25 protein-coding genes, 1 other RNA gene and 1 pseudogene are annotated in these 26,720 nt (G+C 71.0%); 10 read left to right on the top strand and 17 right to left on the bottom strand.

Going from position 1 to position 26,720, the window contains the following annotated elements; genetic code table 11:
• The first annotated feature begins 31 nt into the window (after positions 1–31).
• Together ACGFWE_RS11035 and ACGFWE_RS11030 are read left to right on the top strand one after the other, a co-directional pair.
• Positions 32–1,108: a Zn-dependent alcohol dehydrogenase gene (locus ACGFWE_RS11035; protein ID WP_393599423.1), complete on the top strand. Its 1,077-nt coding sequence runs from the start codon at positions 32–34 to the stop codon at positions 1,106–1,108.
• Positions 1,109–1,123: 15 nt separating this feature from the next.
• The gene (locus ACGFWE_RS11030; RefSeq protein WP_352384325.1) at positions 1,124–2,068 is read left to right on the top strand and encodes a 3-oxoacyl-ACP reductase; all 945 of its coding nucleotides are present in this window, start codon (positions 1,124–1,126) and stop codon (positions 2,066–2,068) included.
• A 56-nt stretch (positions 2,069–2,124) separates the two neighbouring features.
• On the opposite strand, the gene ACGFWE_RS11025 is transcribed toward ACGFWE_RS11030, so the two are convergent.
• Both ACGFWE_RS11025 and ACGFWE_RS11020 read right to left on the bottom strand, forming a co-directional pair.
• Positions 2,125–2,277: a hypothetical protein gene (locus ACGFWE_RS11025; protein WP_352383280.1), complete on the bottom strand. Its 153-nt coding sequence runs from the start codon at positions 2,275–2,277 to the stop codon at positions 2,125–2,127.
• Positions 2,278–2,373: 96 nt separating this feature from the next.
• Positions 2,374–3,831 carry a hypothetical protein gene (locus ACGFWE_RS11020; RefSeq protein ID WP_393599421.1) on the bottom strand — a complete coding sequence of 486 codons (1,458 nt, stop codon included), beginning with the start codon at positions 3,829–3,831 and terminating at the stop codon, positions 2,374–2,376.
• Positions 3,832–4,018: 187 nt separating this feature from the next.
• Between ACGFWE_RS11020 and ACGFWE_RS11015 the strand changes: the two genes are divergently transcribed.
• Genes ACGFWE_RS11015 through ACGFWE_RS11005 form a run of 3 tightly spaced genes read left to right on the top strand, consistent with a single transcriptional unit; the run spans position 4,019 to position 6,741 of the window.
• A complete protein-coding gene (locus ACGFWE_RS11015; RefSeq protein WP_393599420.1) occupies positions 4,019–4,858 on the top strand; it encodes a Nif3-like dinuclear metal center hexameric protein in 840 nt (279 codons plus the stop codon).
• A complete protein-coding gene (locus ACGFWE_RS11010; RefSeq protein ID WP_352384323.1) occupies positions 4,855–5,598 on the top strand; it encodes a C4-type zinc ribbon domain-containing protein in 744 nt (247 codons plus the stop codon). The genes ACGFWE_RS11015 and ACGFWE_RS11010 overlap by 4 nt, the downstream gene beginning before the upstream one ends.
• 12 nt (positions 5,599–5,610) lie before the next feature.
• A complete protein-coding gene (locus ACGFWE_RS11005) occupies positions 5,611–6,741 on the top strand; it encodes a bifunctional RNase H/acid phosphatase (protein WP_393599418.1) in 1,131 nt (376 codons plus the stop codon).
• Here ACGFWE_RS11005 and ACGFWE_RS11000 read toward each other — a convergent pair.
• The gene (locus tag ACGFWE_RS11000; RefSeq protein WP_393599416.1) at positions 6,724–7,350 is read right to left on the bottom strand and encodes a bifunctional 4-hydroxy-2-oxoglutarate aldolase/2-dehydro-3-deoxy-phosphogluconate aldolase; all 627 of its coding nucleotides are present in this window, start codon (positions 7,348–7,350) and stop codon (positions 6,724–6,726) included. The genes ACGFWE_RS11005 and ACGFWE_RS11000 overlap by 18 nt on opposite strands.
• 74 nt (positions 7,351–7,424) lie before the next feature.
• Positions 7,425–8,207 carry a peroxide stress protein YaaA gene (gene yaaA / locus ACGFWE_RS10995; RefSeq protein ID WP_393599414.1) on the bottom strand — a complete coding sequence of 261 codons (783 nt, stop codon included), beginning with the start codon at positions 8,205–8,207 and terminating at the stop codon, positions 7,425–7,427.
• 64 nt (positions 8,208–8,271) lie between these two features.
• On the opposite strand from yaaA, the gene ACGFWE_RS10990 reads away from it, so the two are divergent.
• The 5 genes and pseudogenes from ACGFWE_RS10990 (at position 8,272) to rnpB (ending at position 12,695) form a co-directional block, all read left to right on the top strand.
• The gene (locus ACGFWE_RS10990; protein ID WP_393599412.1) at positions 8,272–9,696 is read left to right on the top strand and encodes an RNB domain-containing ribonuclease; all 1,425 of its coding nucleotides are present in this window, start codon (positions 8,272–8,274) and stop codon (positions 9,694–9,696) included.
• Between the two features lie 147 nt (positions 9,697–9,843).
• Positions 9,844–10,422 carry a Uma2 family endonuclease gene (locus tag ACGFWE_RS10985; protein ID WP_393599410.1) on the top strand — a complete coding sequence of 193 codons (579 nt, stop codon included), beginning with the start codon at positions 9,844–9,846 and terminating at the stop codon, positions 10,420–10,422.
• Between the two features lie 48 nt (positions 10,423–10,470).
• Entirely contained in the window at positions 10,471–11,298 is an 828-nt protein-coding gene (locus ACGFWE_RS10980; protein WP_393599408.1) for a helix-turn-helix domain-containing protein, read from the top strand.
• Between the two features lie 18 nt (positions 11,299–11,316).
• Positions 11,317–12,099 (top strand): annotated as a pseudogene (locus tag ACGFWE_RS10975) (DMT family transporter); the annotation flags it as partial.
• Positions 12,100–12,277: 178 nt separating this feature from the next.
• An RNA gene (rnpB, locus tag ACGFWE_RS10970) (RNase P RNA component class A) lies at positions 12,278–12,695 on the top strand.
• Between the two features lie 271 nt (positions 12,696–12,966).
• Here the strand turns inward: rnpB and ACGFWE_RS10965 are convergent.
• The 13 genes from ACGFWE_RS10965 to ACGFWE_RS10905 all read right to left on the bottom strand — a co-directional run bounded on the left by ACGFWE_RS10965 (position 12,967) and on the right by ACGFWE_RS10905 (position 26,350).
• Entirely contained in the window at positions 12,967–13,791 is an 825-nt protein-coding gene (locus tag ACGFWE_RS10965) for a hypothetical protein (protein WP_393599406.1), read from the bottom strand.
• Between the two features lie 63 nt (positions 13,792–13,854).
• Positions 13,855–14,358, bottom strand: a complete 504-nt coding sequence (locus tag ACGFWE_RS10960) for a hypothetical protein (protein ID WP_329242172.1) — start codon at positions 14,356–14,358, stop codon at positions 13,855–13,857.
• An 8-nt stretch (positions 14,359–14,366) separates the two neighbouring features.
• Positions 14,367–15,644 carry an MCE family protein gene (locus ACGFWE_RS10955; protein WP_393599404.1) on the bottom strand — a complete coding sequence of 426 codons (1,278 nt, stop codon included), beginning with the start codon at positions 15,642–15,644 and terminating at the stop codon, positions 14,367–14,369.
• The gene (locus ACGFWE_RS10950; RefSeq protein WP_393599402.1) at positions 15,641–16,918 is read right to left on the bottom strand and encodes an MCE family protein; all 1,278 of its coding nucleotides are present in this window, start codon (positions 16,916–16,918) and stop codon (positions 15,641–15,643) included. The genes ACGFWE_RS10955 and ACGFWE_RS10950 overlap by 4 nt, the downstream gene beginning before the upstream one ends.
• Positions 16,915–18,039, bottom strand: coding sequence for an MCE family protein (locus ACGFWE_RS10945; RefSeq protein WP_393599400.1), 1,125 nt, complete (start codon positions 18,037–18,039; stop codon positions 16,915–16,917). Before ACGFWE_RS10945 ends, ACGFWE_RS10950 begins: the two co-directional genes overlap by 4 nt.
• Positions 18,036–19,016: an MCE family protein gene (locus ACGFWE_RS10940; RefSeq protein ID WP_393600189.1), complete on the bottom strand. Its 981-nt coding sequence runs from the start codon at positions 19,014–19,016 to the stop codon at positions 18,036–18,038. The genes ACGFWE_RS10945 and ACGFWE_RS10940 overlap by 4 nt, the downstream gene beginning before the upstream one ends.
• A 194-nt stretch (positions 19,017–19,210) precedes the next feature.
• On the bottom strand, positions 19,211–20,248 hold the full coding sequence (locus tag ACGFWE_RS10935) for an MCE family protein (RefSeq protein WP_393599398.1): 1,038 nt from the start codon (positions 20,246–20,248) through the stop codon (positions 19,211–19,213).
• Positions 20,245–21,480: an MCE family protein gene (locus ACGFWE_RS10930; protein ID WP_393599396.1), complete on the bottom strand. Its 1,236-nt coding sequence runs from the start codon at positions 21,478–21,480 to the stop codon at positions 20,245–20,247. Before ACGFWE_RS10930 ends, ACGFWE_RS10935 begins: the two co-directional genes overlap by 4 nt.
• A gap of 5 nt (positions 21,481–21,485) precedes the next feature.
• The gene (locus ACGFWE_RS10925) at positions 21,486–22,289 is read right to left on the bottom strand and encodes an ABC transporter permease (RefSeq protein ID WP_168490879.1); all 804 of its coding nucleotides are present in this window, start codon (positions 22,287–22,289) and stop codon (positions 21,486–21,488) included.
• 3 nt (positions 22,290–22,292) lie between these two features.
• Positions 22,293–23,063 (bottom strand): ABC transporter permease, encoded by a 771-nt coding sequence (locus tag ACGFWE_RS10920; protein WP_057614781.1) that lies wholly within the window; start codon positions 23,061–23,063, stop codon positions 22,293–22,295.
• Entirely contained in the window at positions 23,060–24,004 is a 945-nt protein-coding gene (locus ACGFWE_RS10915) for an ABC transporter ATP-binding protein (RefSeq protein WP_393600188.1), read from the bottom strand. Before ACGFWE_RS10915 ends, ACGFWE_RS10920 begins: the two co-directional genes overlap by 4 nt.
• A gap of 195 nt (positions 24,005–24,199) precedes the next feature.
• The gene (locus ACGFWE_RS10910) at positions 24,200–25,243 is read right to left on the bottom strand and encodes an RNA polymerase sigma factor (protein ID WP_393599394.1); all 1,044 of its coding nucleotides are present in this window, start codon (positions 25,241–25,243) and stop codon (positions 24,200–24,202) included.
• Positions 25,244–25,297: 54 nt separating this feature from the next.
• Positions 25,298–26,350: a lytic transglycosylase domain-containing protein gene (locus ACGFWE_RS10905; protein ID WP_393599392.1), complete on the bottom strand. Its 1,053-nt coding sequence runs from the start codon at positions 26,348–26,350 to the stop codon at positions 25,298–25,300.
• Positions 26,351–26,720: the final 370 nt, after the last annotated feature.

Here is a 26,720-nt window from a genome sequence, read left to right as displayed (position 1 = left end):
CCCAGAACGCCGTACGAGGGGAGCCCGCACCATGCGCGCAGCCGTACTGCACGAGATCGGCCAGGAAAAGCTCGAAGTCCTCGATGACGTCGAGGCGGTGGGCTTCGGACCCGGCAGGGTGCGGATCCGGATCCGGGCCACCGGCCTGTGCCACTCGGACCTGTCCGCGATGGCCGGGGTCCTCCCGCAGCCGGCGCCGTTCGTGCCCGGACACGAAGGCGCGGGAGAGATCGTCGAAGTCGGGGAAGGCGTCAGCCACTTGAAGGCGGGCGACCGGGTCGTCGTCTGCTGGTTGCCGGCCTGCGGTATCTGTCCCGCCTGCAAGCGGGGCCAGACCGAACTGTGCCTGGCCGGCTTCATGAACGCGGGCACCCCCAACTTCCGGCGCCCCGGCGGCGATGTGTTCGGCTTCGCGGGCACCGGCACCTTCACCGAGGAGGTCGTCGTCGACGCGGGCTGCGCGGTGCCGATCCCCGACGACGTGCCCTTCGACATCGCGGCGCTCATCGGCTGCGGGGTCACCACCGGGCTCGGCGCCGCGCTCAACACCGCGGACGTGGAAGCCGGTTCCTCGGTCGCCGTCATCGGCTGCGGCGGCGTCGGCATCTCCGCCGTCCAGGGCGCCCGCCTCAAGGGCGCCGCGGAGATCGTCGCCGTCGACCCGGTCGCCTCCCGCCGCGAGGCCGCCCTGAAGTTCGGCGCCACCCGGGCCGTCTCCCCGGGCGAACTGGCCGACGCCAAGCAGCAGGTGACCGCGGGCGAGGGCTTCGACTACGTCTTCGAAGTCGTCGGCAAGTCCGCGACGGCCAGGACGGCGTACGAGACCACCCGGCGCGGCGGCACCCTCGTGATCGTCGGCGCGGGCGCCATGGACGACAACCTGCAGCTCAACATGTTCGAGCTGTTCTTCGACGAGAAGCGCATCCTGCCGTCCCTGTACGGCGGCGGGGACGTCCTGCGCTCCTACGAGCGGACCATCGCCCTGTGGCGGGCCGGCCGCGTCGACCTGGACGGCCTGATCACCCACCGGGTGCCGCTGAGCGAGGTCAACGAGGCGCTGGACCAGATGCGCTCGGGGACCTCACTCCGTACGTGCATCGAGATCTGAGGGCCCGCGATGACCCTGCCACTGCCACTCGACGGGCTCGCGGCGATCGTCACCGGCGCCGGCCGGGGTCTTGGCCGCGCCGAGGCGCTGGAGCTCGCCCGGCTCGGCGCGGCCGTGGTCGTCAACGACTTCGGACAGCCCGGCCGGGACGGTTCCGGCGAGGCCTCCGCGGGCCCCGCCGAGCAGGTCGCCGAGGAGATCCGGGCCGCGGGCGGACAGGCCGTCGCCCACACCGGGGACGTGGCCGACCACCAACAGGCGCGACAGCTCGTGGAGTTGACGATCGAGGAGTTCGGCAAGCTCGACATCCTCGTCAACAACGCGGGCATCCTGCGCGACCGCATGATCTTCTCCATGACCGAGGGCGAGTGGGACGCGGTGATCCGGGTCCACCTCAAGGGCCACTTCAACACGACCCGGTTCGCGTCCGCGCACTGGCGCGAGCGGTCCAAGGCGGCGGGCGGGCCGGTGTACGGCCGTATCGTGAACACCTCCTCGGAGGCGTTCCTCGCCGGGTCCGCCGGACAGCCCAACTACGCGGCGGCCAAAGGCGGGATCGTCGGACTCACCACCTCGACGGCCCTCGCCCTCGCCAAGTACGGCGTCACCACCAACGCCATCTGCCCGCGCGCCCGCACCCGGATGACCGAGGACGTCTTCTCGGGCGCCGGCTTCGAGCGACCCGAGTCGGGACTCGACCCCCTCGCCCCCGAGCATGTCGCCCCCCTCGTCGGCTACTTGGCCTCGCCCGCCGCCGAGCGCGTCAACGGCCAGCTGCTCGTCGTCCACGGGGGGATGGTCACCATCGTCGAACGACCGCGGGTGCAGGCGAAGTTCGACAGCAAACAGGACACCTTCACCTACGACGAACTGGACGCCCTGCTCACCCCCCACTACGCGCGCAGGCCGGCGGGGGAGACCTTCGCGGCGGCCGAAGTGCTGGGACTCAAAAGGGAGTAGACGCGCAACGGCCCTGTCTCCCGTAAGGAAACAGGGCCGTGTGTCGTCGTCCGACCTCAGGCCGCGGCCTCGGTCTGCTCGACCGACTTGCGGTGACGGCCGCGGGGGGCCGTGTCGCTGTCCTGGACCGAGACCGGACCCCGGTGCCTACCGTGGCCCGTGGACTCCTGGACGTCGGCGGTCGACTGGTTCCTGCTGGCGTCGCTCATGGAAGTAATTCACCCCGTCAACATGATCTTTCTTACAGCGGGGGGAGTTTAACCGGCACACCACAGGGCGAATCCAGGCGGCCGGACCAACCGGCACTACTTCGTTACAAGACTGCCCAACGGGGCTTGCTGCAGGGGCACAGGGCGTGCCATGACGGGCTCCGGAGGACCCGGTTCGGGCGACTGCGTGGCTGTATCGCTACCACCGCCACGGCCACTGCTGCCGTCGCCACCACCGCCCTCCGGATCCTCCGGGCCCGCGCCCCCCGCCCCCGCTTCCCCCGTTCTCCCCGCGTCCCCCGTTCCCCCCGGGCCCTCCGTATCCCCGGTGAGGGCCCCGTTCCCCGATGCCGCCGCCCACCGCGCCACCCCGCACGGCGCGGCCGGCGTGGCGTACGGCAGGAGCAGCTCCCCGTCCTCGGTCCACAGCCCGGCACCCGCCAACCACCCCTCGGGCGCCGGAAGATGCAGGACCTGCCGTGCGGCGGGCCGCCACACGCCCAGCCAGCTGCCCATCGAGCCGTCGACGCGCAGCGCCACCCCGCAGCTCTCCGGCATCAGCACCTGCCCCGGCTGGATCGCGAACGGCGTCACCGCGCAGCCCGGCACCCGCAGGCACTCCGGGAAGCGCACCGGCAGCGTGCTGCCCAGCACCCCCCAGCCCAGCCGCGCGCACCCCGGCGACGGCGCGTCCGAGGAGATCAGCAGCAGCCCGCTGTCCGGGTCGGCCAGCAGCAACCGGTCGTCGCTGCCGTCGGCGATCTGCAGCAGCGGCGACACCTCCCCGCCCCGCTCCAGATCGACCACGACAGCCTTGGTCCGCCCGCCGGCCTCCCGGTCCAGGGCCAGCATCCGTCCGGCCCGGTCCAGCCACACCCCGCCCGAGCAGCGCCCCGGGACCTCCGCGAGGTGCTCCGGCCCGAAGGCACCGCCCGCCACCAGCCACACCGCACTGGAGTGCGGGCCCACGGCGAGGGCGTACGCCTTCTCACCGCCCGGCGCCGGCGGCAGCAGCCGTAGGACCGTCCCCGCGTCCGGGCACTCGACCGCGCCCATTGGCAGCTCGCCGGTCTGCGGCCCGGTCGGGTAGAGCAGGGAGAAGGTGTGCCGCCGGTCCGCGAACCGCCTGATCAGCACCCGTCCGTCGCCCATCGGCTGCACCTCGGTGCCGGGCTCCTCGGGCTGGTTGCCGGGCAGCGGCACCGCGTAGGGCTCGGGGCCGTCCAGGGTCCAGCGCTCCGGGAACCAGGAGTCGCCGTGCCCGGCGAGACGGGCCGCATAGGAGCCGTCGACGGTGATCACACACCCCGCCCGCGGGGTCTCCCCGTTCCCGGTCCGGGGTGTCGCCCTGTTCCCGGTCTCCGGCGTCTGCGCGTCGTTCCCGGTTCCCGGTGTCTGCGCGTCGCTCCAGCTCCGCGGTGTCTGCCGGTCGTTCCCGCTCCGCGGTGTCTGCCCGTCCTCGGTGATCGCGTCCTCCGTCCGCGGGATCTCCCCGTCCGCGTGCTCGGCGTTCTCCTCGTTCGCCGCCGCAGGTTCGATGGCACAGGCCGTCATCGTCCGGTCACCTCCGGCGACGAAACTAGTTTTCGCACGCACAGTCGTGGGACGGGCGGGCCGCCGCTTCACACAAAGGGATGGCCCAGGAACGATTCGCCTGAGGAAACCGGGGCGACTGTGCTGAGCGGGACAGCCGTGGGCAGCGCGGGTTCAGCGGGACAGACCAGGCAGGTAGCCTTTCCCCGTGCCCCGTCTGTCTGAAGTCATCGCCGCGCTGGAGAACCTGTGGCCCGCCGAGCGGGCCGAGTCCTGGGACGCGGTCGGCACCGTCGTGGGCGAACCCGACCAGGAGGTCACGCGGGTTCTCTTCGCCGTCGACCCGGTCCAGGAGATCGTCGACGAGGCGGTGAAGCTGGGCGCGGACCTGCTGGTCACCCACCACCCCCTCTACCTGCGCGGTACGACCACCGTGGCGGCCTCGCACTTCAAGGGCCGGGTCGTCCACACCCTCATCAAGAACGACATCGCGCTGCACGTGGCCCACACCAACGCGGACACCGCCGACCCGGGCGTCTCGGACGCGCTCGCGGGCGCGCTCGACCTCCGTGTCGTAGGGCCGCTGGTGCCGGACCCGACGGACCCGGAAGGGCGCCGGGGGCTGGGCCGCGTGTGCGAGCTGGACCCCCCGACGACCGTCCGCGAGCTCGCCGAGCGAGCCGCCGCACGCCTGCCGGCCACCGCCCAGGGCATCCGCGTCGCCGGCGACCCCGAGGCCACCGTCCGCACGGTCGCCGTCAGCGGCGGCTCCGGCGACAGCCTCTTCGACCAGGTCCGCGCGGCCGGCGTCGACGCCTTCCTCACCGCGGACCTGCGCCACCACCCCGTCTCCGAGGCCCGCGCCCACACTCCTCTCGCGCTGCTCGACGCGGCGCACTGGGCCACCGAGTGGCCCTGGTGCGAGCTGGCCGCCGCCCAGCTCGACGAGATCTCCGACCGCCACGGCTGGAACCTGCGCGTGCACGTCTCCAAGACGGTCACCGACCCCTGGACCAGCCACTCCCCTTCACCTGGAGCCCCCAACTGAACGCCGCGCCCGCCGACCAGATCCGACTCCTCGACGTCCAGGACCTCGACGTCCGCCTCCAGCAGCTCGCCCACAAGCGCCGCTCACTGCCCGAGCACGCCGAGATCGAGTCGCTCACCAAGGACGCCACCCAGCTGCGCGACCTGCTCGTGGCCGCGCAGACCGAGGCGAGCGACACCGCCCGTGAGCAGACCAAGGCCGAGCAGGACGTGGACCAGGTGCGCCAGCGCGCCGCCCGCGACCAGCAGCGCCTGGACTCCGGGGCCGCGACCTCGCCCAAGGACCTGGAGAACCTCCAGCGCGAGATCACCTCCCTCGCCAAGCGCCAGGGCGACCTCGAGGACGTCGTCCTGGAGGTCATGGAGCGCCTGGAGTCCGCCCAGGAGCGGGTGGCCGAGCTGACCGAGCGGGTCGCCTCCGTCCAGTCGAAGATCGAGGACGCCACCGCCCGCCGGGACGCGGCCCTCCAGACGCTCGACGGCGACATCGCCTCCGCGACCAAGGAGCGCGAGGTCATCGCGGCCTCCGTCCCCGCCGACCTGCTCAAGCTCTACGACAAGCTCCGCGCGCAGCAGGGCGGCATCGGTGCGGCCAAGCTGTACCAGCGCACCTGCCAGGGCTGCCGCCAGGAGCTCGCCATCACCGACATCAACGAGATCCGCGCGGCCGCGCCGGACACCGTGGTGCGCTGCGAGAACTGCCGCCGCATCCTCGTCCGCACGTCCGAGTCGGGTCTGTAGGCGGTCGTCGGCGTGCGGGAGTTCATCGTCGAGGCGGACGGCGGCTCGCGGGGCAACCCCGGGCCGGCCGGCTACGGCTCCGTGGTGCGGGACGCGGCGACGGGGGAGACGCTGGTCGAGACGTACGAATACCTCGGCATCGTCACCAACAACGTCGCCGAGTACCGGGGACTCCTGGCGGGCCTGCGTGCCGCACACGACCTCGATCCCTCGGCCCGCGTCCACGTGCGCATGGATTCCAAACTGGTCGTCGAGCAGATGTCGGGGCGCTGGAAGATCAAGCACCCCGACATGAAGCCGCTCGCTCTGGAGGCGGGGAGGGCGTTTCCGCCGGAGCGGGTGACGTACGAGTGGATCCCGAGAGAGCAGAACAAGCACGCGGACCGGCTGGCGAACGAGGCGATGGACTCGCGGGCGTCGGCTAGTTCGGTGAAGAAGCTGTCTTCCGCAAAGGCCGAGGCCGACGTGCGTGCCGCCAAGGCCGTGGCAAGCCCCGGCTGGGCCCCGGCCGACATGGGTGCGCCCGCCACCTTCGTACTCCTTCGGCACGGGGAGACCCCGCTCACGCCCCAGAAGCGGTTCTCGGGGAGCGGCGGTACGGATCCCTCCCTCTCTGAGGTCGGCAGGGAGCAGGCAGAACACGCAGCGACCGCCCTGGCCCGCCGAGGCACGATCCAGCACATCCTCGCCTCGCCTCTGACCCGTACCCGGCAGACCGCCGAGACCGTGGCCGACCGGCTCGGTCTCGAGGTCACCGTCGAGGACGGCCTGATCGAGACCGACTTCGGCGCCTGGGAGGGCCTCACCTTCGGCGAGGTGCGCGAGCGCTACCCGGACGACCTCACCACCTGGCTGTCCGACCCGGAGGCCGAACCCACCGGCGGCGGCGAGAGCTTCGCGGCCACGGCGACGCGGATCGCGGCGACCAGGGACAAGCTCGTCGCCGCCTACGCGGGCCGTACGGTCCTGCTCGTCACCCACGTCACCCCGATCAAGATGTTCGTACGCCTCGCGCTGGGCGCCCCTCCCGAGTCCCTGTTCCGCATGGAACTCTCGGCTGCGTCCATGTCGGTGGTCGCGTACTACGCCGACGGCAACGCGAGCGTACGGCTCCTGAACGACACGTCACACCTGCGTCCTTAGCCCCGTCGCCGCGCGGGCCAGCTTCTCGACCCGTGCCCAGTCCCGCGCGGCGATCGCATCCGCCGGGAGCATCCAAGTCCCGCCCACGCAACCGACGTTGGGCAGCGACAGGTACTCGGGGGCGTTCTCGGCCCCGATCCCTCCCGTGGGACAGAACCGCGCCTGCGGCAACGGCCCCGACAGGGACTTCAGATACGCCGTCCCGCCGGCGGCCTCGGCCGGGAAGAACTTCATCTCCCGCACCCCCCGCTCCAGCAGCGCCACGACCTCCGAGGTCGTCGACACCCCCGGCAGGAACGGCACCCCGGACTCCCGCATCGCCTCCAGGAGTACGTCCGTCCAGCCCGGGCTGACGAGAAAGCGCGCACCGGCCTCCACCGACTCCCTCACCTGCTCCGGCGTGATGACGGTCCCGGCCCCGACCACGGCCTCCGGCACCTCTCCGGCGATCGCCCGGATCGCGTCGAGCGCGACGGGCGTCCGCAGGGTCACCTCGATCGCGGACAGCCCGCCGGCGACAAGGGCCCGGGCGAGCGGCACGGCGTCGGAGGCGTCCTCGATGACGACGACGGGCACGACGGGGGCGAGGTCCAGGAGCGAGGGGGCCATGGCGTCATCCTGCCCGCGGTGTGCAGCATGCGCAAAGGTCGTTGCACATGCTGCAATCAATGGTTCGGGGAGGCTCAGTGAACCTCGTCCACCAGCACATCCAGCGTCCAGGCCGCCCCCGCCTTGGCGGGCGCCTCGGCCTCCACCTCGTACCCCAGCTCCCGCAGCACCTCGACCAGCTCGGCCGGCCCCTTCGGTGAGACCCCCGCCGCCAGCAGACTCCGCACCATCCGCCCCTTGGTCGCCTTGTTGAAGTGGCTGACGACCTTCCGTGTCGGCGCGTGCAGCACCCGTACGCTCGCCGTCCGCCTCGCGACCTCACCCTTCGGCTTCCACGCGGCCGCGTAGGCGGAGGACCGCAGATCGAGCACGAGTCCGTTCCCGGCGGCCTCGGTGAGCACGGAGGCCATCGGCTTGCGCCAGTGCGCACCCAGCGCCCCGAGCCCCGGCAGCTTCACCCCCATCGAGCAGCGGTACGACGGAATCCGGTCCGTCACCCGGACCGCTCCCCACAGCCCCGAGAACACGAGCAGCGAACGCCCCGCACGCCTCTTCGCGGCCGCGTCGAGGGAAGCCAGGTCGAGGGCGTCGTAGAGCACACCCGTGTAGATCTCCCCGGCGGGCCGCGCCCCAGCGGTCCTCAGCTCGACGTTCTTCGCGACCTCGCCGGCCAGCCCCTCGCTCAGCCCCAGTACTTCCCGCGCCTTCTGCTCGTCGCCGGCGCACAGCTCGACGAGTGCGTCGAGCACCGCCTCACGGCCCTCGTTGAGCCCCGGCAACGACAGCGACTCCAGCTTCAGCGGGGCGCCACGACCGGAGGACGCCTTGCCTTCGGAGGGAGGCAGCAGGACAAGCACGGAACGTCTCCTTCTGTTTGAGCTCCGGACAGCGTACGGGGCCCGATCTGCTTACCCTCGCTGTATGCCTCGCCGTCGCATCCGCGTGACCGACGCCTCGCTCCGGACCGCCTTCGCCGCCCTGCGCACCGAACTCGACGTGCCGTCGGACTTCCCGCCCGAAGTGACGGCGGAAGCGCAAAGGGCGGCTGTGCCGAAGGGGTACGAGGACGCCACCGACCTCCCCCTCTTCACCATCGACCCGCCCGCCTCCACCGACCTCGACCAGGCCATGCACCTCTCCCGGCGGGGCACCGGCTACCGCCTCCGGTACGCCATCGCCGACGTCGCCGCCTTCGTCGTCCCGGGCGGCCTCCTCGACGCGGAGGCGCACCGGCGGGTGATGACCCTGTACTTCCCGGACACCCGCATTCCGCTCCACCCGCCGGTGCTGAGCGAGGGCGCCGCGAGCCTCCTCCCGGACCAGGTCCGCCCGGCCGCGCTGTGGACGATCGACCTCGACGCGGAAGGCCGTACGACCGCGGCCGACGTCCGCCGGGCCCTGGTCCGCAGCCGTGCCAAGCTCGATTACGAGGGCGTGCAGCGAGCGATCGACTCCGGCACGGCCGAGGAGCCGCTGGAGTTGCTTCGCGTCGTCGGCGAGTTGCGGGAACGGCTGGAGGTCGAGCGCGGCGGGATCTCCCTGCGGATCCCCGAGCAGGAGATTGCCGAGCGGGACGGCACGTACGAACTGTCGTACCGCGCCCCGCTGCCCGCCGACGGCTGGAACGCCCAGATCTCCCTGCTCACGGGCATGGCGGCGGCGGACCTGATGCTCGGACACGGCACGGGAGTGCTCCGCACCCTGCCCGCCGCACCGGACGGCGCGGTGGGACGATTGCGCCGCACCGCTCACGCCCTGCACATCGACTGGCCGCACCATGTGTCGTACGCGGCGCTGGTGCGTTCCCTGGACCCGCGGATCCCCCACCACGCGGCCTTCCTCCAGGAGTGCACGACCCTGCTGCGCGGCGCCGGCTACACGGTCTTCCGCGACGGCATCCTGCCCTCCCTCACCACCCACGCGGCGGTCGCCGCCCCCTACGCCCACTGCACGGCCCCGCTGCGGCGCCTCATCGACCGGTACGCGTCGGAGATCTGCCTGGCCGCGGTGGCGGGGGAGCCGGTGCCGGAGTGGGTGCTCGCGGCTTTCGAGGCGCTGCCTCGCGAGATGACCGAAGGCGGTCGGCTCGCTGCCAAGGCGGAACGGGAGTGCGTCGACCTCGTCGAGGCGGCCCTGCTGAAGGACCGGGTGGGGGAGGTGTTCGACGGCTGTGTGGTGGACGTCGACGAAGACCGACCGACGGTGGGGACCGTGCAGCTGGAGACGCCGGCGGTCATGGGCCGGATCGACGGGGCGGATCTGTCGCTGTCTCTGGGTGAACGCCTCAGGGTGAAGGTCGTTCAGTCGGATCCGGGAACCTCGAAGGTGCGGTTCGCGCCCGCTTGACCGAAGGCCGGTAGGTGAGGGGCGGGGGGCTCGGTGACTGACGTTGCCCATCCTCATGTGCCACGATCGAGGGAACGGTTCCCGATCTCTCGGGCAGGTGATCTTCCGATGTCCCAGTCTGGCGAGCGACAGAAGGAGGGGCGTGACATGACTGCCATGGCCCACGAGCCGCTCACGCAGGAAGAGGTCCTGCTGGAGGGCTTTCTCGCCCTGGACACCCCGGAGGGTTTCCGGGCGGAGCTGATCGAGGGGGAGATCGTTGTGACGCCGCCGCCGGACGGGGAGCACGAGAAGTACATCAGCAGGCTCGTGCGACAAGTGATCAAACAGTCCCGGACGGAAATGGACTTCTCCGGGAACAAGGGTCTCCTACTGAAGAGCGGCGAGGCCTGTCCGAAGAACCACGTGGTTCCGGATGTCACGTTCGCGCCCCTTGACCTCGACCTTTTCGCGCATGCCGGATCCTGGATGCGCTGCAACGGTGTCGCCATGGTCTTGGAAGTGACGTCCACGAAGCCCCAGGCAGACCGTGAGGCCAAGCGCCGCTGCTACGCACGCGGCGGCATTCCCCTCTACCTTCTGGTCGACCGAGACGCAGCCTCGGTCACGCTGTTCGGCGACCCGGAGAAGGACGACTACCGCGGACACTGCACCCGGCCCTTCGGCAAGCCAGTCACTCTCCCCGAACCGTTCGCCTTCGACCTGGAGACCGCGGACTTTCTCTGACTGCCACGGCGTTGCACCCTCTGAGCAAGACGGACAGGGGGACGGACCGTGGCGGAACAGGCACTGTGGACAAGGGCGCGGCTGGGCCGTTGCGGCCCCGCACTGGACCTGCTGACCGCCCGCTTCGACCGCCACGTCTACGCCGCGCACACGCACGAGCAGTTCAGCATCGGCATCTGCGTCGGCGGCGCCGAGGTCATCGACTACCGGGGCGACCACCTCCGCCCAGGCCCGGGCTCCATCGTCGTACTGGCCCCAGGCGAAATGCACACAGGCCGCCCCGCCGCCCCTGACGGCGGCTACGCCTACCGCGCCCTGTACCCCGCCCCCTCCCTCCTCACCGAAGGCACCCTCGGCGGCGGCCTCCCGTACTTCCGCGAACCCCTCCTGGACGACCCCGAACTCGCCACCGCCTTCAGTCGCGCCCACGCCGAACTGAGCGTCTGCCCCGACCCGCTGGAGACGGAGTCCCGCCTCCCATGGCTGCTGACGGCCCTCACCCGCCGCCACTCCACGGCCCGTGCGACGGACGACAGGGTGGCGGGCGCCGCCCACATCGCCCACGCGGTACGGGACCGCCTGGCCGACGACCTCCTGGAACCCCCCTCCCTCGCCGAACTCGCCACCGCTCTGGGCCTGTCCCGCTACCAACTCCTCCGAGCCTTCCGTACGACGATGGGGATACCCCCGTACGCCTGGCTGGCGCAGCACCGGGTACACCGAGCCCGCGGACTACTGGAGTCCGGCCTGAAGCCGGCCGAGGTTGCGGGCCTGGTGGGCTTCGCGGACCAGGCACACCTGACGCGCTGGTTCCGCAGGGTGCTCGGGGTGACTCCGGCGGCATACCGCAACAGCGTTCAAGACGCGGGCCGCTGACGCGCCGAGGATGGCCGCATGACTGCACGCGGCTGGTTCCTGTTCTCCCTGATGGGAGTGGTCTGGGGCATCCCCTACCTGCTGATCAAGGTGGCGGTGGACGCCCCGCTGTCCCCGTCGATGGTGGTGTTCACGCGCTGCGCGCTGGGCGCGGCCCTGCTCCTGCCCTTCGCGATACGGCAGGGCGGCCTGCCCGCCACCGTGCGAACCCACTGGCGCCCGATGCTGGCCTTCGCGTGCATCGAGATCATCGGCCCCTGGTGGACCCTGACCGACGCGGAACGCCACCTGTCCAGCTCGACAGCGGGCCTGCTGATCGCGGGCGTCCCGATCGTCGGAGTGGCCCTGGCCCGCTTCTTCGGCGAGACGGAGAGGCTGGGAGTGCGGCGCGTCGTCGGGCTCGGCCTGGGCCTGGCCGGCGTAGGAGTCCTCACGGTCCCGCACCTGACCGGCGGTGACGCCCGCTCCCTGGCCGAGGTGCTGATAACGGTGATCGGCTACGCAACGGCCCCCTTGATCGCCGCGCGCTACCTCAAGGCTGTCCCCACCCTCCAGCTCATCGCCCCCTGCCTGGCCCTCGCGGCCCTGGTCTACGCCCCGGCGGCGGCGATGACCTGGCCGTCGGCGATGCCCTCCGCCTCGGTCCTGGCTGCGCTGGCCACCCTGGGCGTGGTCTGCACGGCGGTCGCCTTCGTGGCCTTCCTGGAGCTGATCAAGGAGGCGGGCCCGACGAGGGCAACCGTCTTCACGTACGTCAACCCGGCGGTAGCGGTGGCAGCGGGCGCGATCTTCCTGTCCGAGCCACTGACGGCGACCATCGTCGTGGCCTTCACCCTGATCCTGGCGGGCTCGGTACTGGCGACCGCGTCCGGGGCCGCCACTTCCCCGGCGCCGGGTCCCCCGAGGGGCGAGGCCGCGGGCGGGGCCCCGGCCGGACAGAGGCGGGGCGCGCGCCCGGTAACATGGTCGACACGGCAGACGAGCCGGGCGGACGGCCGCGTGAAGTCCCCTCTTGGAGGGCTTCCCGAGGAACGTCCGGGCTCCACAGGGCAGGGTGATGGCTAACGGCCACCCGGGGTGACCCGCGGGAAAGTGCCACAGAAAACAAACCGCCGGGGACTTCGGTCCTCGGTAAGGGTGAAACGGTGGTGTAAGAGACCACCAGTGCCCAGGGCGACCTGAGCAGCTAGGTAAACCCCACCCGGAGCAAGGTCAAAAGGGAGTTCCTGCCAAGGATAGGAAAGGGCTCCTGCGGGGACGTTCGAGGGCTGCCCGCCCGAGTCCCCGGGTAGACCGCACGAGACCGGCGGCAACGCCGGTCCTAGATGGATGGCCGTCTCCCCGACCGCCGCGAGGCAGTCGGGCGACAGAACCCGGCGTACAGCCCGACTCGTCTGCCGCCACCTGCGGATTTGCCTGGTAAAGGGCCTCTGACCTGCGCCGGATGCCCTTTCCGATCTTTCAGCGGTTTGCCGCGTCAGGTGGCGAAAAGACCCTCGAAAGTCCCCCAGGCAGCACTGAAAGTCCCTGAGATCAGCTCAGAGCCCGTTGCTCGATGACGCGCCGGCGATAGGCGCGGTCGTCGCGACGCAGATCGACCAGATGCAGGTGATCGACTGGAACACCAGTCCGACTCGGCTGTCCTCCGCGGGCCGGAGGATACGGATGTCAGAGCGCGTCGACCGCGCTCACCCTCCAGCCGTCGGACGTACGGGTCAGCGTCATCCGCACCCGGTTCAGGTCCACGCGGGAGCCCGAGACCTGGGTGCTCGTGGTCACCTGGTTGACGAAGAGGAGGACGACGGCGCGGTCCGCCGAGGCCGAGATCACGGAGGCTGCCGGGGAGCCGCCGGCGGGAGCCGCCACCGTCGCCTTCACCACCCCGTGGTATTTCCTGGCCGTCGGGCCGACCACCGCCGTGGTGGTCTTCCTGTACTCGTCGCGGAAGTGGCCAGTGAGCCGGGCGCGGGCCGCGGCGAAGTCGCGGTTCAGGTGACGGTAGTCGTACGACAGCACGACGGGCGCCGCCTGCCGCGCGGCCGCGAGCGCCTGTCCCCGGGCCTGTTCGGCCCGCGCCCCCTCCCGGTACCGCCATCCGAGCAAGGCGGCCGCGACCAGGCCCGCCACGAGCAGGACGCACAGGGTCGTGGTGAGCAGGCGCCGCCGACCGTGCCGCGTTGGCGCGGCGGGGCCGCCGGGTTCGCCCTCCTGCTGCGGCGCGTCCTCCTCGAAGGACTCCGGCGAGGGCTCGGGCGGGTCGTCCCAGCCGTTCTCGTCCTTGGGCTCGATGAGCACGGTGCGTCCGGCTTCCGGCGCCTCCGGCCGCCCCGGGGTTTCCTTGTCGGTGGCCGCCGGGTCCGGTTCGCGGTGGCCGCGCTCCGCGCGCTTGGCCGCCGCGCGGGCGGCTGCGGTCATGGTGCGCCCGGTGCCGGTGCCGGTGCCGGTGCCGGATCCGGAACCGGAGCCGCGGCTTCGGGTGGTCGTCTTCGTCACGGTCTTGCTCCTCAAGTCCTCATGGGGCGTGCGGCGGTCGGGGCGCGGTCAGCCGACCGCGCGTCAGCCGACGAACTCCACGTCGGAGGTCAGCCAGCGGCCGTCCCGGTGCACCAGGTCGAGCTGCAGCCGATAGGTGCGCGCCTCGCCCTTGGGCGCGGCGATGTTGGTCACCCTGCTGTCGGCGACCACCAGGACGCGGGCCGAGTGCTCGTCGGACCGGACGATGCCCGCCTCCAGAACCTGGCCCTCGGAGACCGACTTGTTCTGGGCGACCAGCTGCGTCAGCTCCTCCGTCTGCGCGGCGAACTGCTTCTTGAAGTCGCCGGTGGCGCTCTCGAGGACGTTCGCGCTGTCCCGGTCGTAGTGCCGGTAGTCGAGCGAGGTGAAGTTCAGCGCCGACTGGCGGGCCGCGGCCAGGAGGTCCTGGCGCCGCTGCTCCGCCTCGCGCTGGTTGTAGAGCCCGAAGCTCAGCCAGATCGTCAGCGCGGTGGTGAGGACGGTCGCCACGACCAGCCCCACCGACCAGGCTCTGCCCGTCCCTCTGCCCGACAGGGCACCTCTCATGGTCCTGCTCATGCCATCGGTCCGACTAGCAGCCATTGCCACGACTCCCCTCCGAACACCGCCTGTTGACCGCCCGTCGAGCCGATCTCGACGGGCCTTCCGTCCGGGCCGGTTGTGGTGCCGGTCTCCGGGTCGTACGGCGTGACGTACGCCGCCTGGTTCGCACCGCCGGACGTGGTCGACGTGCCGGGGGCGTTCTGTGCGCCCCGCACCGACGTCTTGCTTCCGCGCGGGGCGGTGCAGCGTGCGTCGGTGTTCGCCTCGCGCGTGCTGGTGTCCGAGGGATCACGCCGTGTTGTCCCGTATCCCTGGGTGCACGCCGGCGGGTCGTCGGCGTTCACTACCAGGCCGAAGTGGGTGGTGCCGTCGCCCGGGACGACCGTGTAGCTGCCCGCGACCAGCGCCGGGAAGGTGACCAGGGACTGCTCCACGCCGGGCAGGCGGGCCAGCGTGACCTGGCCGCCGCTGATCAGGTTGGCCAGCAGGACCGACAGCCGTGGGCCGGTGGATCTCAGCAGAGAGTTCACCTGTTGCGCGGCCGGCGTCGCGTTGCCGATCAGTTTGCGCAGGTCCCCGTCGCTCGATTTCAGCTGTGCGCTGAGCGCTGCCAGGTCGTGCGCGAACGACTTGATGGACGAGCCCTGGTCGGCCTGTGTCCTGAGGACCTTTCGCGAGTCCTCGATCAGCGAGATCGTCTGGGGGAGTGACTCGGAGGCCGATTCCACGAGCGCGTTGCCCGAGTCCACCAGCCGGCTCAGGTTCGGCCCGGTGCCCGAGAATGCCTTGCCCAGCTCGTCGACGGTGATGCGTAGATCGTCCTTGCCGACGGAGTTCACCAGTCCGTCCAGGCTGAGAACCAAGTCCGTCGTTGCCAGCGGCACGCGGGTGCTGCCGCGCGGGATGGCGCTGCCGTCGAGGAGATACGGGCCATGCGAAGTTCGCGGCTGCAGATCTACGTATTGCTCGCCCACCGCCGAGCGGTTCGCCACGACGGCCAGGGTGTCCGCCGGGATGCGCGGCGCGCCGTCCTTGATGTCGAGGGTGACCGAGACGCCGTCGGAGCCGGTCAGCCGCAGCGCGCCGACGCGGCCCACCGGCACCCCGCGGTAGGTGACCTCGGCGCCGGGGAAGATGCCCCCGGAGTCGGCGAAGTCCGCCCGCACGGTGTAGCCGCCGCCCAGGACGTCGTCCACCAGGCCCGTGTACTCGGCGCCGACGTACGAGACCCCGACGGCGGTGACGGTGGCGAAGGCGAGCAACTGGGCCTTGACCGTACGTGTGATCACGACTGAACCCCCTTCAGCATCAGCTCTGCGAGCGCGAGGTCGATCCCCTCGGGCAGCTCTCCTCGGGCGGTGTAGCTGCTGGTGCACACCGGCGGGCACAACGGACCGCCGCCGCCCGACGGGGCCGACGGCACCGAGGGGGACGACGGCAGGCTCGGTGTGCTGGGCAGCGCGGTGGGGGTCGGGACGGCCGGCAGGTCCGGGAGGTCGGGTATATCGGGGGCCTCGGGCTGCTTGGAATCGCCGTTCCCCTCCCCGGACTTGCCGGACCCGCCCGTCAAGTTCCCGTACAGGTCGGACAGATCGAGGTCGGCTGTGATGTCGAGGTTGACGTAGTCACCCCTGACGGCGTCCAACGCGTTGCGCGGGAACGGGTAAGTGGTCAGCAGTTCCAGGGAGTTGGGTAGATCGTCCCCCGCCGTGTTCAGCTGCTGCAGGATCGGCCGCAGCTGTTTGAGGTTCGCGACCGTGTCGTCGTGCGAGGCCGTGACCACCTTGGTGCCCGTCTTGCCCAGTTTCGACAGGGCGGTGAGCATCTTTGTCAGATCGCGTCGCTGGTCGGCAAGGACCTTCAGCGCGGGCGGCATCGCATCGACGGCCTGGGCGATCGTCTTCTTCTCCTTCCCGAGCCGCCCTGCGAGCCGGTCGACGGCCTTGAGGGCGCGGACGATGTCCTTGCGCTGGTCGTCCAGACCGCCGATGAACGTGTTCAGCTCCTTGAGCAGCGACCTGACCCGGTTCTCCCGGCCGTTCAGAGCCTTGTTCAGCTCCACGGTGATCGTCTTGAGCTGGGCCACCCCGCCACCGTTGAGCAGCGCCGACAGCGCGGACAGCACCTCCTCGATCTCCGGGTTGCGGCCGCTGCGGGACAGCGGGACACGGTCGCCGTCGCCGAGCCGGCCCACGGGGGCCGTGCCGGACGGGGCGGAGAGCGCGACGTACTTCTCGCCGAGCATGCTGGTCTGCCGCAGCTCCGCGACCGCGTTGGCGGGCAGCTTCACCGAGTCGGCGACCCGCAGCCGTACGCGCGCGTGCCAGCCGTCCAGCTGCACCTTCTCGACCGCGCCCACGGTGACGTTGTTGACCTTCACCGCCGACTGCGGCACCAGGTCGAGGACGTCGCGGAACTCGACGGTGACGTGGTACGCGTGGCCGTCCGCGGCGGCTCCACCGGGCAGCTGGACGTCGTACCAACCGTTGAACTCGCACCCGGACAGCAGCAGTGCTCCGACCGCGGCCCACGCGAGGGCCCCGACTCCGCGCAGTGCGCTCATGCGCTCGCCCCCAGAATTCCGCCGAGTGTCCGGTCGACCGTTCCTGTCACCGCGGAACCCTGAGGCACCTTCGGCAGGGAGTCGAAGAGGTCCCTCAGCTCCTCGCAGTCGGGGTTCTTGCCGCCCTCGTCGCCGGTCGTCTTCAGCACGGAGCACAGCAGCGAGGCCGGATCCTGCGCCTGCTGGGCGTTGTTGCGGGTGTCGAGGGTGCCCGCGGACGGGTTGTACGCGTTGTTCAGGTTCGACAGGCCCGTGGGAGCGACCGCCAACAACTCGTCCAGTGCGGCCCGTTGGGTGACGAGCACCTTGGTCACCTTGCTCAGGCCCTGCACGTTCGAGGTCAGCGATTTCTTGTTGTTCTTCACGAAGTCCGACACGTCGCCGAGCGCCGTCCCCAGGTTCCGCAGCGCGTCCGCGAGGTCCTCGCGCTCGCCCGCGAGCTGCCCGGCGACCTCGGCGAGGCTGGTGTTGAACGACCGCACGCTCTTGTCGTCGGCGGCCAGCGCCGCCGTGAACACCTGCAGATTCCTGACCGTGCCGAAGAGGTCCTTGCGGCCGTCGGACAGCGTGGTGACGGCCTGCGAGAGGTCCTCGACCGTCTGGTTGAGGTTCTCGCCCTGGCCGTCGAGGTTGTCCGCGCTCACCCCGAGAAGCCGCGACAGCGAGCCGTCCTTGTTGGCGCCCTCGGGGCCGAGCGCGTCGGCTGTCGTGTGCAGACTGTCGAAGATGCGGTCCAGCTCGACCGGCACGGCGGTCCGCGTCTCGGGGATGACGGCGCCGTTTTGCAGCACCGGGCCCTTTCGGTACACGGGCAGCAGCTGCAGGTAACGGTCGCTGACCACCGAGGAGTTGATGATCGCGGCCTTCGCGTCCGCCGGGACCTTGCGGCCTTCGTCGTACGCCAGCTCCACCCGCACCCGGTCGCCCTCCGGCGTGATCTTCTCGACCTCGCCGATCCGGACGCCGAGGACGCGGACGTCCGAGCCGGGGTAGATGCCGACGGTGCGCGGGAAGTACGCGGTGACGTGCACGGACTCGGAGCGCGGCCACAGCACGTAGGTGAGCGCGACGGCGAGGGCGAGGGCGGTGACCACGGCCACGCGCCTCTTCAGGTTCTTCACTGCGCGCCTCCCGTCCGCGGCACCACCGGAGCGGCGACCAGGTTCTGGACGTAGCTGTCGAACCAGCGGCCGTTGCCGACGGCGTTGGTGAAGACCCGGACGTACGGCGCGAGCAGCTTGACGCTCCGGTCGAGGCTGGACTGATTCCGTTCGAGCATCTGCACCACGCGGTTCAGGCCCTTGAGCGCGGGCCCGATCTCCTTTTCGTTGTCCGCGACCAGGCCGGAGAGCTCGATGCCGAGCACGGCCGAGCTCTTCAGCAGCTTGTGGATCGCCTCGCGCCGCAGGCTGATCTCCTTGAACAGCTTGTCGCCGTCCTTGACCAGCGCGGAGAAGTCCTCGGAGTGCTCGGCCAGCACGCCCGTGACTCCGTTCGCGTGGTCGAGGAGTTCACCCAGCGCCTTGTCGCGCGAGGCGACCGTCCGGGAGAGCTTCGACAGGCCCTTGATGGACGCCCGTACCTCGGCGGGCGAGTCCTGGAAGGTGGTGGAGATGGTGTCCAGGGCCTTCGCCAACCGGTCGGTGTCGACCTTCTCCGTCGTCGTGGTGAGATCGCTGAACGCCTGCACGACGTCGTACGCCGGAACCGTCCTCTTCAGCGGTATCTCACTGCCGGGCCTCAGCTGTCCCGGTCCCTTGGGGTGCAGCGCGAGGTACTTCGCGCCGAGGATCGTCTTGACCCGGATCGAGGCGCCGGTCTCGGTACCGAACCCCGGATCGTCCTTGATCTTGAAGGTGACCCTGACGTGATCACCGTCCAGATCGACGTCCTCGACCTTGCCGACCTTGACGCCGGCGATCCGCACCTCGTCGCCGGGCTTGAGGCCGCCCGCCTCCGAGAAGGCCGCGCTGTACGTCTCGCCGCCGCCGATCAGCGGCAGGCTGTCGGCGTTGAACGCGGCCACGGTCAGCAGCCCGAGGATGGTGAGGCCGACGGCTCCGATCACCACGGGGTTGCGGTCGCGGAACGGGGTCAGGCGTGGGCGGCGTATCCGTATGCGGGGCAGCTTGGGTGGGTCGACGCGGACTTCGGCCAGGGGGTCGGGGCGGCGGGGGCGTGGTGCCCGGCGCGGCAGGAGCCGTATTTTCGGGAGCTTCGGTGGGTCGATGCGGACCTTGACCAGCGGCTCCGGGCGGCGCTTGCGGGTCCTGCGCGGAAGGAAGTGCTTCGTCATGCGCCGCACCTCGCCCTCGCCACGTGCAGTTCCGGTGTGAGCACCTGCTTCGTCTTCGGCAGCACGATCCGGCCGTCGAAGTCGCAGAGGTAGAAGTTGAACCAGGAGCCGTAGGACGCCGTCCCCGTGAGCGCGTTGAGCTTGTTCGGCAGCCGCTTCAGGACGCCCTCCACGGTGTTCTCGTTCTTGTTGAGCGTTCCGGTGAGATCGGTCAGCTCGGCGATGTCGTCCTTCAGGGGCGGACGCGCGTCCTTGAGCAGCCCCGCGGTGGCGTCCGTCAGGTCGCCGATGCCCACCAGCGACTGTCCGATGGGCTTGCGGTCGGCGGACAGCCCCGAGATCACCCGACGCAGCTGCTTGAGGAGCCCGGAGAAGCGGGCGTCACGCTTGTCCAGCGTCTCCAGCACGGTGTTGAGGTTGTCGATCACCGACCCGATCAGCCTGTCGCGGCCGGCCAGGGTCGTGGTGAGCGAAGCCGTGTGCGCGAGCAGGCTGTTGACGGTGCCGCCCTCGCCCTGGAGAGTCCGGATGATCTCGGTGGCGAGCTGGTTGACGTCCTGCGGGCTGAGCGCGGCGAACAGTGGCTTGAAGCCGTTCAGCAGCGCGTTGAGGTCCAGCGCGGGCTGCGTGCGCGACAGCGGGATCGCGGCGCCTGGCCTCAGCAGGGTGCCGTCTCCCGCGCCCTCGGTCAGGGCGACGTAACGCTGTCCGACCAGGTTCCGGTAGCGGATGACCGCGCCGGTGCTGTTCAGCAGTGGACGCTCCGCGCTGACGGTGAAGGTGACCTCCGCCAGCGTCCGGTCCTTGAGCCGGATGCCCTCGACCTCGCCGACCCGCACCCCGGCCACCCGGATGTCGTCGCCCTTCTCCAGGCCCGTCACGTCGCTGAACACCGCGCGATACGTGTGCTCGGGGGTGAGGGAGATGTTGACGATGGTGGCGGCGAGCAGGGCGGTCGCCAGGATTGTCACCAGGGCGAAGAGGCTGAACTTGATCAGCGGGGCGGCGGCCTGCCGGGCTCCTGACGTCCTCATGCGACGCTCACCGCCGTTCCGCGCGCCATCGGTCCGAACAGCAGGGTCGCGACCGGCGGCACCTCGTCGGCGGGTACGCCCATGACGGGCGCCACGAGCGAGCCGACGGAGCGCTGCTCGGCCCGGGTGGCGGAGACGCCGACCGGACCCGACGAACTGCCCTTCGCCGAACCGTCGTTGAGGTGGACCCCGGGGGCGGGCACCGGGGGATGGGGCAGGTCGCGGCAGTCGGGCCCCGACCGGTCGTCGTAGCGGGGATACTCACCGGGTTCATACGCCCCTTGCCGGCGGACGACTTCGAGCGTGATGTGCATCTTGCCGCCGCGGAACGCCTGCTCGGAGGCCTGCTCCTCATGGACCAGGCCGGCGAGAAGGCAGGGGTACTCGGGCGAGTAGCGGGCGAAGAGGTCGAGCGTGGGGCGGGAGACCCGGCCCAGGGTGATCAGCCGGTCACCGTTCGCGTCGAGGAAGTCGTCCGCGGTGGCCGCGGCGGTGGCCGTCGTGGTGAGCGCGGCCGCGAGCCGGTCCCGCTGCTCGACGATGGTGCGGCTGGTGGTGACGGTGTTGCGCAGGATCTCCATCAGGTCGGGAGCCGCGTCGCCGTACACCTCGGCGACGTCGGCCAGGCGTGCGAAGTCCTCGGTGAGGGAGGGCAGGTGAGGATTGAGCCGGTGCAGATAGTCCCCCACGCGCGTGAGGTTGGCGCCGATCCGGTCGCCGCGCCCTTCGAGGGCGGTGGCGAACGCGGAGAGCGTGGCGTTGAGCTTGCCGGGCTGCACGGTCCGCAGCAGCGGCAGCAGGTCGTTCATCAGCTGCTGGAGCTCGATGCCGACGCGGGTGCGGTCCTGGGTGATGACGTCCCCCGCGCGGATGGGCCTGGCCGAGGGGCGCGCGGGCGCGACCAGGTCGACGTACTTCTCGCCGAACAGCGTCTTGGGCAGCAGGCGCGCGTGCACGTCGGACGGGATGTACGTGACGTACTCCGGCTTGAGCGCGATGTCGAGCGTCGCCTTCGTCCCGTCGGCGTGCACCGCGCGCACCTCGCCGACCAGCAGTCCTCGCAGCTTGACGTCGGCGCGGGGATCGAGCTGGTTGCCGAGGCTGTCGGCCTCCAGCTCGATCCGTACGGCCGGGGTGAACACCTGCTGGTACACGGCGACCGACAGCGACAACAGCAGCGCGAGCACGGCGAGGAACACGACGCCGTACAACCGCAGTCTCAGCACCCTCATTCGGCTCACCCCGCAATCCGTACGGTTGTGTTGGCGCCCCAGATCGCGAGCGACAGGAAGAAGTCCAGGACGTTGATCGCGACGATCGAGGTGCGCACGGCGCGGCCCACGGCGACGCCGACGCCCGCCGGGCCGCCGCTCGCGTAGTAGCCGTAGAAGCAGTGCACCAGGATGATCAGGACGGCGAAGACGAGCACCTTCCCGAAGGACCACAGCACGTCGACCGGCGGCAGGTACTGCTGGAAGTAGTGGTCGTAGGTGCCCGCCGACTGCCCGTAGTAGCCGGTGGTGATGGTGCGGGCGGCGAAGTACGAGGACAGCAGCCCGACCACGTACAGCGGGATCACCGCGACGAAGCCGGCGATCATCCGGGTCGTCACCAGGAACGGCAGGGAGGGGACGCCCATGACTTCGAGGGCGTCCGTCTCCTCGCTGATCCGCATCGCGCCCAGCTGCGCCGTGAACCCGGCGCCCACCGTGGCGGACAGCGCGAGGCCGGCCACCAGCGGGGCGATCTCCCGGGTGTTGAAGTACGCCGAGAGGAACGCCACGAAGTTGGAGGTGCCGAGCTGGTTGAGCGCGGCATACCCCTGCAGGCCCACCTCCGTGCCGGTGAAGAACGACAGGAAGGCGATGACGCCGACCGTGCCGCCCACGACGGCGAGGGCGCCGCGCCCGAAACTCACCTCGGCGAGCAGCCGCAGGATCTCCTTCTTGTAGCGGCGCAGGGTGCGGCCCGTCCACGCCAACGAGCGGCCGTAGAAGGACAGTTGGCTGCCCAGTTCCTCCAGGCGATTCAGCAGCGCCATGACTCAGCCCCTCTGCGGAACGACTTGGAAGTACACGGCAGTCATCACGAAGTTCGTCACGAACAGCAACATGAAGGTGATCACCACCGACTGGTTCACCGCGTCGCCCACACCCTTCGGACCGCCCTTCGCGGTGAGTCCCTTGTACGAGGCGACGATCGCGGCGATCGCACCGAACACCAGCGCCTTGATCTCCGCCGCCCACAGGTCGGAGAGCTGGGCGAGCGTCGTGAAGGAGGCGAGATAGGCGCCGGGTGTGCCGTTCTGCAGGACGACGTTGAAGAAGTAGCCGCCCGCGACGCCGACCACCGAGACCAGGCCGTTGAGCAGCACCGCCACCACCATCGACGCAAGGACCCGCGGAACGACCAGCCGGTGGATGGGGTCGATGCCCAGCACCTGCATCGCGTCGATCTCCTCGCGGATCTTCCGGGCCCCGAGGTCCGCGCAGATCGCCGTGCCGCCGGCGCCCGCGATCAGCAAGGCGGTGACGATCGGTGAGGCCTCCCGCAACACCGCGAGGACCGAGGCGGCCCCGGAGAAGGACTGGGCGCCCAGCTGCCGGGTCAGGCTGCCGATCTGCAGCGCGATGACCGCGCCGAAGGGGATGGACACGAGGGCCGTCGGCAGGATCGTGACGCTCGCGACGAACCAGGCCTGCTGGATGAACTCCCGTGCCTGGAAGGGCCGTCGGGGGATGGTCCGGACGACGTCCAGCGCCATCGCGAAGAGGTTCCCGGATTGTCTGAGGGCTCCGGTCGGTGACAGCCTCATGCGCCGGTCACCGCCTTTTGGCGCAGCTCGGCCTCGCGTCTCGCGATCGCCTCCCAGCGGGGTGGCCTGGTGATGCCTGGTCCCGGCAGCAGGCGGGGAGTCAGAGTCTGGCTGCCGGGAGATTTTGTGTGCGCTCCGTCGCCGAGCTGGGCCAGCTCCTGCTCGACCTGCGCGGCGTCCTTCTCCTCGGCCATCCCGATGGGGCCCTGCATCCGGCCGTTCAGGAACTGCCGTACGACGGGCTCGTCGCTGGTCAGCAGCTTCTCGCGGGGGCCGAACATGATCAGCTCACGGCGGAACAACAGCCCGATGTTGTCCGGCACCTGGCGGGCCGAGGCGATGTCATGGGTGACGATCAGGAAGGTCGCATTGATCTGTGCGTTGAGGTCGACGATCAGCTGGTTGAGATAGGCGACGCGTACGGGGTCGAGGCCGGAGTCGGGTTCGTCGAAGAGGATGATCTCGGGGTCGAGGACCAGGGCTCGGGCGAGACCGGCCCGCTTTCGCATGCCGCCGGAGATCTCGCCGGGCAGCTTCCCCTCCGAACCGATCAGCCCGACCATGTCCATCTTCTCCAGCACGATGCGCCGGATCTGGCTCTCGGACTTACGGGTGTGCTCCCGCAGCGGGAAAGCGATGTTGTCGTACAGGCTCATCGAGCCGAACAGCGCGCCGTCCTGGAACAGCACCCCGAACAGCTTCCGCACCTCGTACAGGTCGCGCTCGCGCAGCTTGGTGACGTCCCGGCCCGCGACCTTCACGGAACCCCGCTCCGGCTTCAGCAGTCCGACGAGCGTCTTGAGAAACACCGATTTGCCCGTGCCCGAGGGGCCGAGCATGACCGATACCTCCCCGGCGGGCAGCGTCAGCGAGACGTCCTGCCAGATGACCTGGTGACCGAAGGACTTGGTCAGCCCTTCCACACAGATCTCGACACCCATCCAGTCCACCCTTCGGCCGTGGAGCAGCTCCGACATCTGCTCTACGGGGAGGGGCGGGGCGTCCGTCGCGACGGAGGCGGTTTTTTTCGGGGGGTCTTGCAGCCGGGGTTCCGGCGGCTCGGCGGCCGCGCTTTTTCCGCTGGTTCTACGGCAGTGCTCTTCCGGCGGTGCTAGGGCAGTGCATTTCCGGCGGTGCTATGGCAGCGCGGTCGGGGTCGGTACGTCGGCCGGGGCGGGGGGCGTGGCGGGAGCCTTCGGGAGGGACGGAAGCGTCGTCGGGACCGTGGACGTGGCCGGCAGATCGGGGAGGCCGGGCACGCTGGGCAGGTCGGACACGCCGGGGACGTCGGGGACGGACGGCACTGGTGACAGCGAGGCATCCGGAAGCGGTGGCACCGACAGAGGCAGCAGCGACCGGCCGTGATCGCCGGGCGGCACCGCCGGCGTCGCTGCGGGAGACGCCGAGGCGGCCGAGAGATCACGGGCGTTCGGGGCGGCGACCCGGCTGACGCTGTCGGGCCGGACGGTCTGCGTGGTCGCCTGGGCCATGCGGGACACGGAGGGACGGGGAGCTGTGCCCTGCCCGCCCCCGTCGTGGACGTACGGCAACACGAACCCCGCCACCACCAGGGTCGCGGCCGTCGAGGTCACCACCACGGCCTGCGCGTGTCCGCCCGCGCGCAGCTTGCCGCGCCCCCACAGGAACAGGGCGAGCGCCAGCGTTCCGGCCAGCGAGTTGCGCAGCGTGCGCCGGGCCCGGGCGAGCAGCGACTCGACGGTGCGGTAGCTCAGCCCCATGCGCACGGCGACCTGGCCGACGTCGAGGTCCTCGGACTTCAGCCGGAGTGCCTCGGCCTGGCGCGCGGGCAGTTCCCCGCTGCGCACGGCCAGCCACATGGCCTCGGCCCGGTCGCACACCGCCTCCTCGACGGGCACCGGACCCGGCGCGGCGAGTGTGGGGCTGCGGTGTACCTCGGTCTCACGGTTGACCTGGCGGTATCGATCGACGCACAGCCGCACGGTCACAGTCGTCAGCCAGCCGCCGAGGCGCTCGTCGTCCAGGTCGGGGCGCTCCGCGGCGCGCAGCATCGCCTCGTGCACCGCGTCCTCGGCGTCCTCCGGGCTCATCGACCTGCGCCGGGCCACCTTGAGCAGTTGCTCGCGGTGACTCCACATGCGTTGCCAACGGTCGTGGGCCGCCTGTATCTCAGCAGGCATGTCCGGCATGTCCGTCGCCATGAGGGCCCCTTTGCGCTCACCCGCCGGTCCTGTGCCGTCCGGCGGGTGGCGACATTACCGCCCAGTATCCGCGGTTGGGGAGGGGGAGGAGGTCATCAAATCCAGATTGTTGCTGGTCAGCGGACCGTCGCTGGGCAGCAGATCGTCGCCGGGCAGCTCGATGTCCGTGCCGGGCGGGGGGAGTTGGGGCTCCTCGGTCCTCTCGGCCCCGCCCGCCGGACGTGACCTGGTGGGGGCCGGCGAGTCAGGCGCGGACGGAGTCCGGGACGGGGAGGCGCTGGGGGAGGGGGACGATGTCGGCTCCGGCGTGGGTTTCGGCCGCGACGGCTTGGGGCGTGTCGACGCCTTCGCGGAGCTGTCCGGCACCACCCGGTGCCCCTCCAGGAAGTACGCGTACCAGGCCCTGACCGTGCGCAAATAGTCCTGCGAGTGGTTGTAACCGAGGACCGCCCGGTCCAGTTCGGCCGGGTCGGAGAGGTCTCGCCCGCCCGCACACAGGTAGCGCCCGGCGGCGAGCGCCGCGTCGAAGACGTTGTTCGGGTCGGCCCGCCCGTCGCCGTTGCCGTCCGCGCCCCAGCGAACCCAGGTCGACGGGATGAACTGCATCGGTCCGACCGCCCGGTCGTAGGCCGGGTCCCCGTCGTACGCGCCCCCGTCGGTGTCCCGCACGACGGCGAAGAGGCCGCCGTCCAGTCGCGGCCCGAGGATCGGCGCCACGGTCGTACCGTCCGCCGTCACCCGACCGCCACGCGCCTGCCCGGACTCCACCTGGCCGATCGCGGCCAGCAACTGCCACCGCAGCCGGCAGCCGGGCGCGGTGCGCGCGAGCTCTGCCTCGGCCTGCCGGTAGGCGGCGAACACGCTCACCGGCAGCGCGGCGCCCGCCACCGGCGCCCCGCCCTTGCGTTTCCGGGTCCGCAGTGGCGGGAGCTCGGTGCGGTACCGGGTGTCGCCCGACACGCTCGGCCCGTGCTCGGCGGCCGCCTGCCGCGGGGGTACGGAGGCCCGTGCCGGAAGCGCCGCCGGCGCCTGTGACGCGGTCAGAACCGCCATGGTCGCCGCCGCGATCGCCGTACCCCTGGCGCCTCTGACTCTGTGCCCTGCCACGTCGTGCTCCCCTCCCGGTGAACTGATGTCATCTGCTCTACGTGCCAGGGCGGCGGGTCCGTCGCACGGAGCGGGGCGATTTCAGGAAACGGGGTCCGCACGCACGTCCGTCAAGATCTCCCCGAGCGGCCGGGGCGGCGCGCTCGCGATGGCGGACCCGGCGAGACGCGCGGGTGCCGGCATGAGGGCTTCGCGGTGTCAGGCCGGCGGTTCCGGGCAGGTCGCGAGCGGCGGTTCCGGGCCGGTCGTGAGCGGCCTGCGGCTGGCGTGCGGGGGCGAGGCGGGGACCGGCGTGCGGGGGCGAGGCGGGGACCGGCGTGCGGAGATGAGGACGCGACTGGCGTGCAGGGGCACGGACCGGGCTGCGGGG

It is taken from the genome of Streptomyces sp. NPDC048523 (assembly GCF_043199815.1).
Taxonomy (GTDB): domain Bacteria; phylum Actinomycetota; class Actinomycetes; order Streptomycetales; family Streptomycetaceae; genus Streptomyces.
The sequence above is the reverse complement of the archived record's forward strand: the minus strand, read 5'-3'. Positions and strand labels throughout refer to the sequence as shown.

Excerpts from the sequence above, each read along its gene's own strand:
- ACGFWE_RS11035 (WP_393599423.1), top strand. The coding sequence starts at position 32 with ATGCGCGCAGCCGTACTGCACGAGATCGGCCAGGAAAAGCTCGAAGTC.
- ACGFWE_RS11025 (WP_352383280.1), bottom strand. The coding sequence starts at position 2,277 with ATGAGCGACGCCAGCAGGAACCAGTCGACCGCCGACGTCCAGGAGTCC.
- ACGFWE_RS11020 (WP_393599421.1), bottom strand. The coding sequence starts at position 3,831 with ATGACGGCCTGTGCCATCGAACCTGCGGCGGCGAACGAGGAGAACGCC.
- ACGFWE_RS11000 (WP_393599416.1), bottom strand. The coding sequence starts at position 7,350 with ATGGCCCCCTCGCTCCTGGACCTCGCCCCCGTCGTGCCCGTCGTCGTC.
- ACGFWE_RS10990 (WP_393599412.1), top strand. The coding sequence starts at position 8,272 with ATGCCTCGCCGTCGCATCCGCGTGACCGACGCCTCGCTCCGGACCGCC.
- ACGFWE_RS10985 (WP_393599410.1), top strand. The coding sequence starts at position 9,844 with ATGACTGCCATGGCCCACGAGCCGCTCACGCAGGAAGAGGTCCTGCTG.
- ACGFWE_RS10960 (WP_329242172.1), bottom strand. The coding sequence starts at position 14,358 with ATGAGAGGTGCCCTGTCGGGCAGAGGGACGGGCAGAGCCTGGTCGGTG.
- ACGFWE_RS10950 (WP_393599402.1), bottom strand. The coding sequence starts at position 16,918 with ATGAGCGCACTGCGCGGAGTCGGGGCCCTCGCGTGGGCCGCGGTCGGA.
- ACGFWE_RS10935 (WP_393599398.1), bottom strand. The coding sequence starts at position 20,248 with ATGAGGACGTCAGGAGCCCGGCAGGCCGCCGCCCCGCTGATCAAGTTC.
- ACGFWE_RS10930 (WP_393599396.1), bottom strand. The coding sequence starts at position 21,480 with ATGAGGGTGCTGAGACTGCGGTTGTACGGCGTCGTGTTCCTCGCCGTG.
- ACGFWE_RS10925 (WP_168490879.1), bottom strand. The coding sequence starts at position 22,289 with ATGGCGCTGCTGAATCGCCTGGAGGAACTGGGCAGCCAACTGTCCTTC.
- ACGFWE_RS10920 (WP_057614781.1), bottom strand. The coding sequence starts at position 23,063 with ATGAGGCTGTCACCGACCGGAGCCCTCAGACAATCCGGGAACCTCTTC.
- ACGFWE_RS10915 (WP_393600188.1), bottom strand. The coding sequence starts at position 24,004 with ATGGGTGTCGAGATCTGTGTGGAAGGGCTGACCAAGTCCTTCGGTCAC.
- ACGFWE_RS10910 (WP_393599394.1), bottom strand. The coding sequence starts at position 25,243 with ATGGCGACGGACATGCCGGACATGCCTGCTGAGATACAGGCGGCCCAC.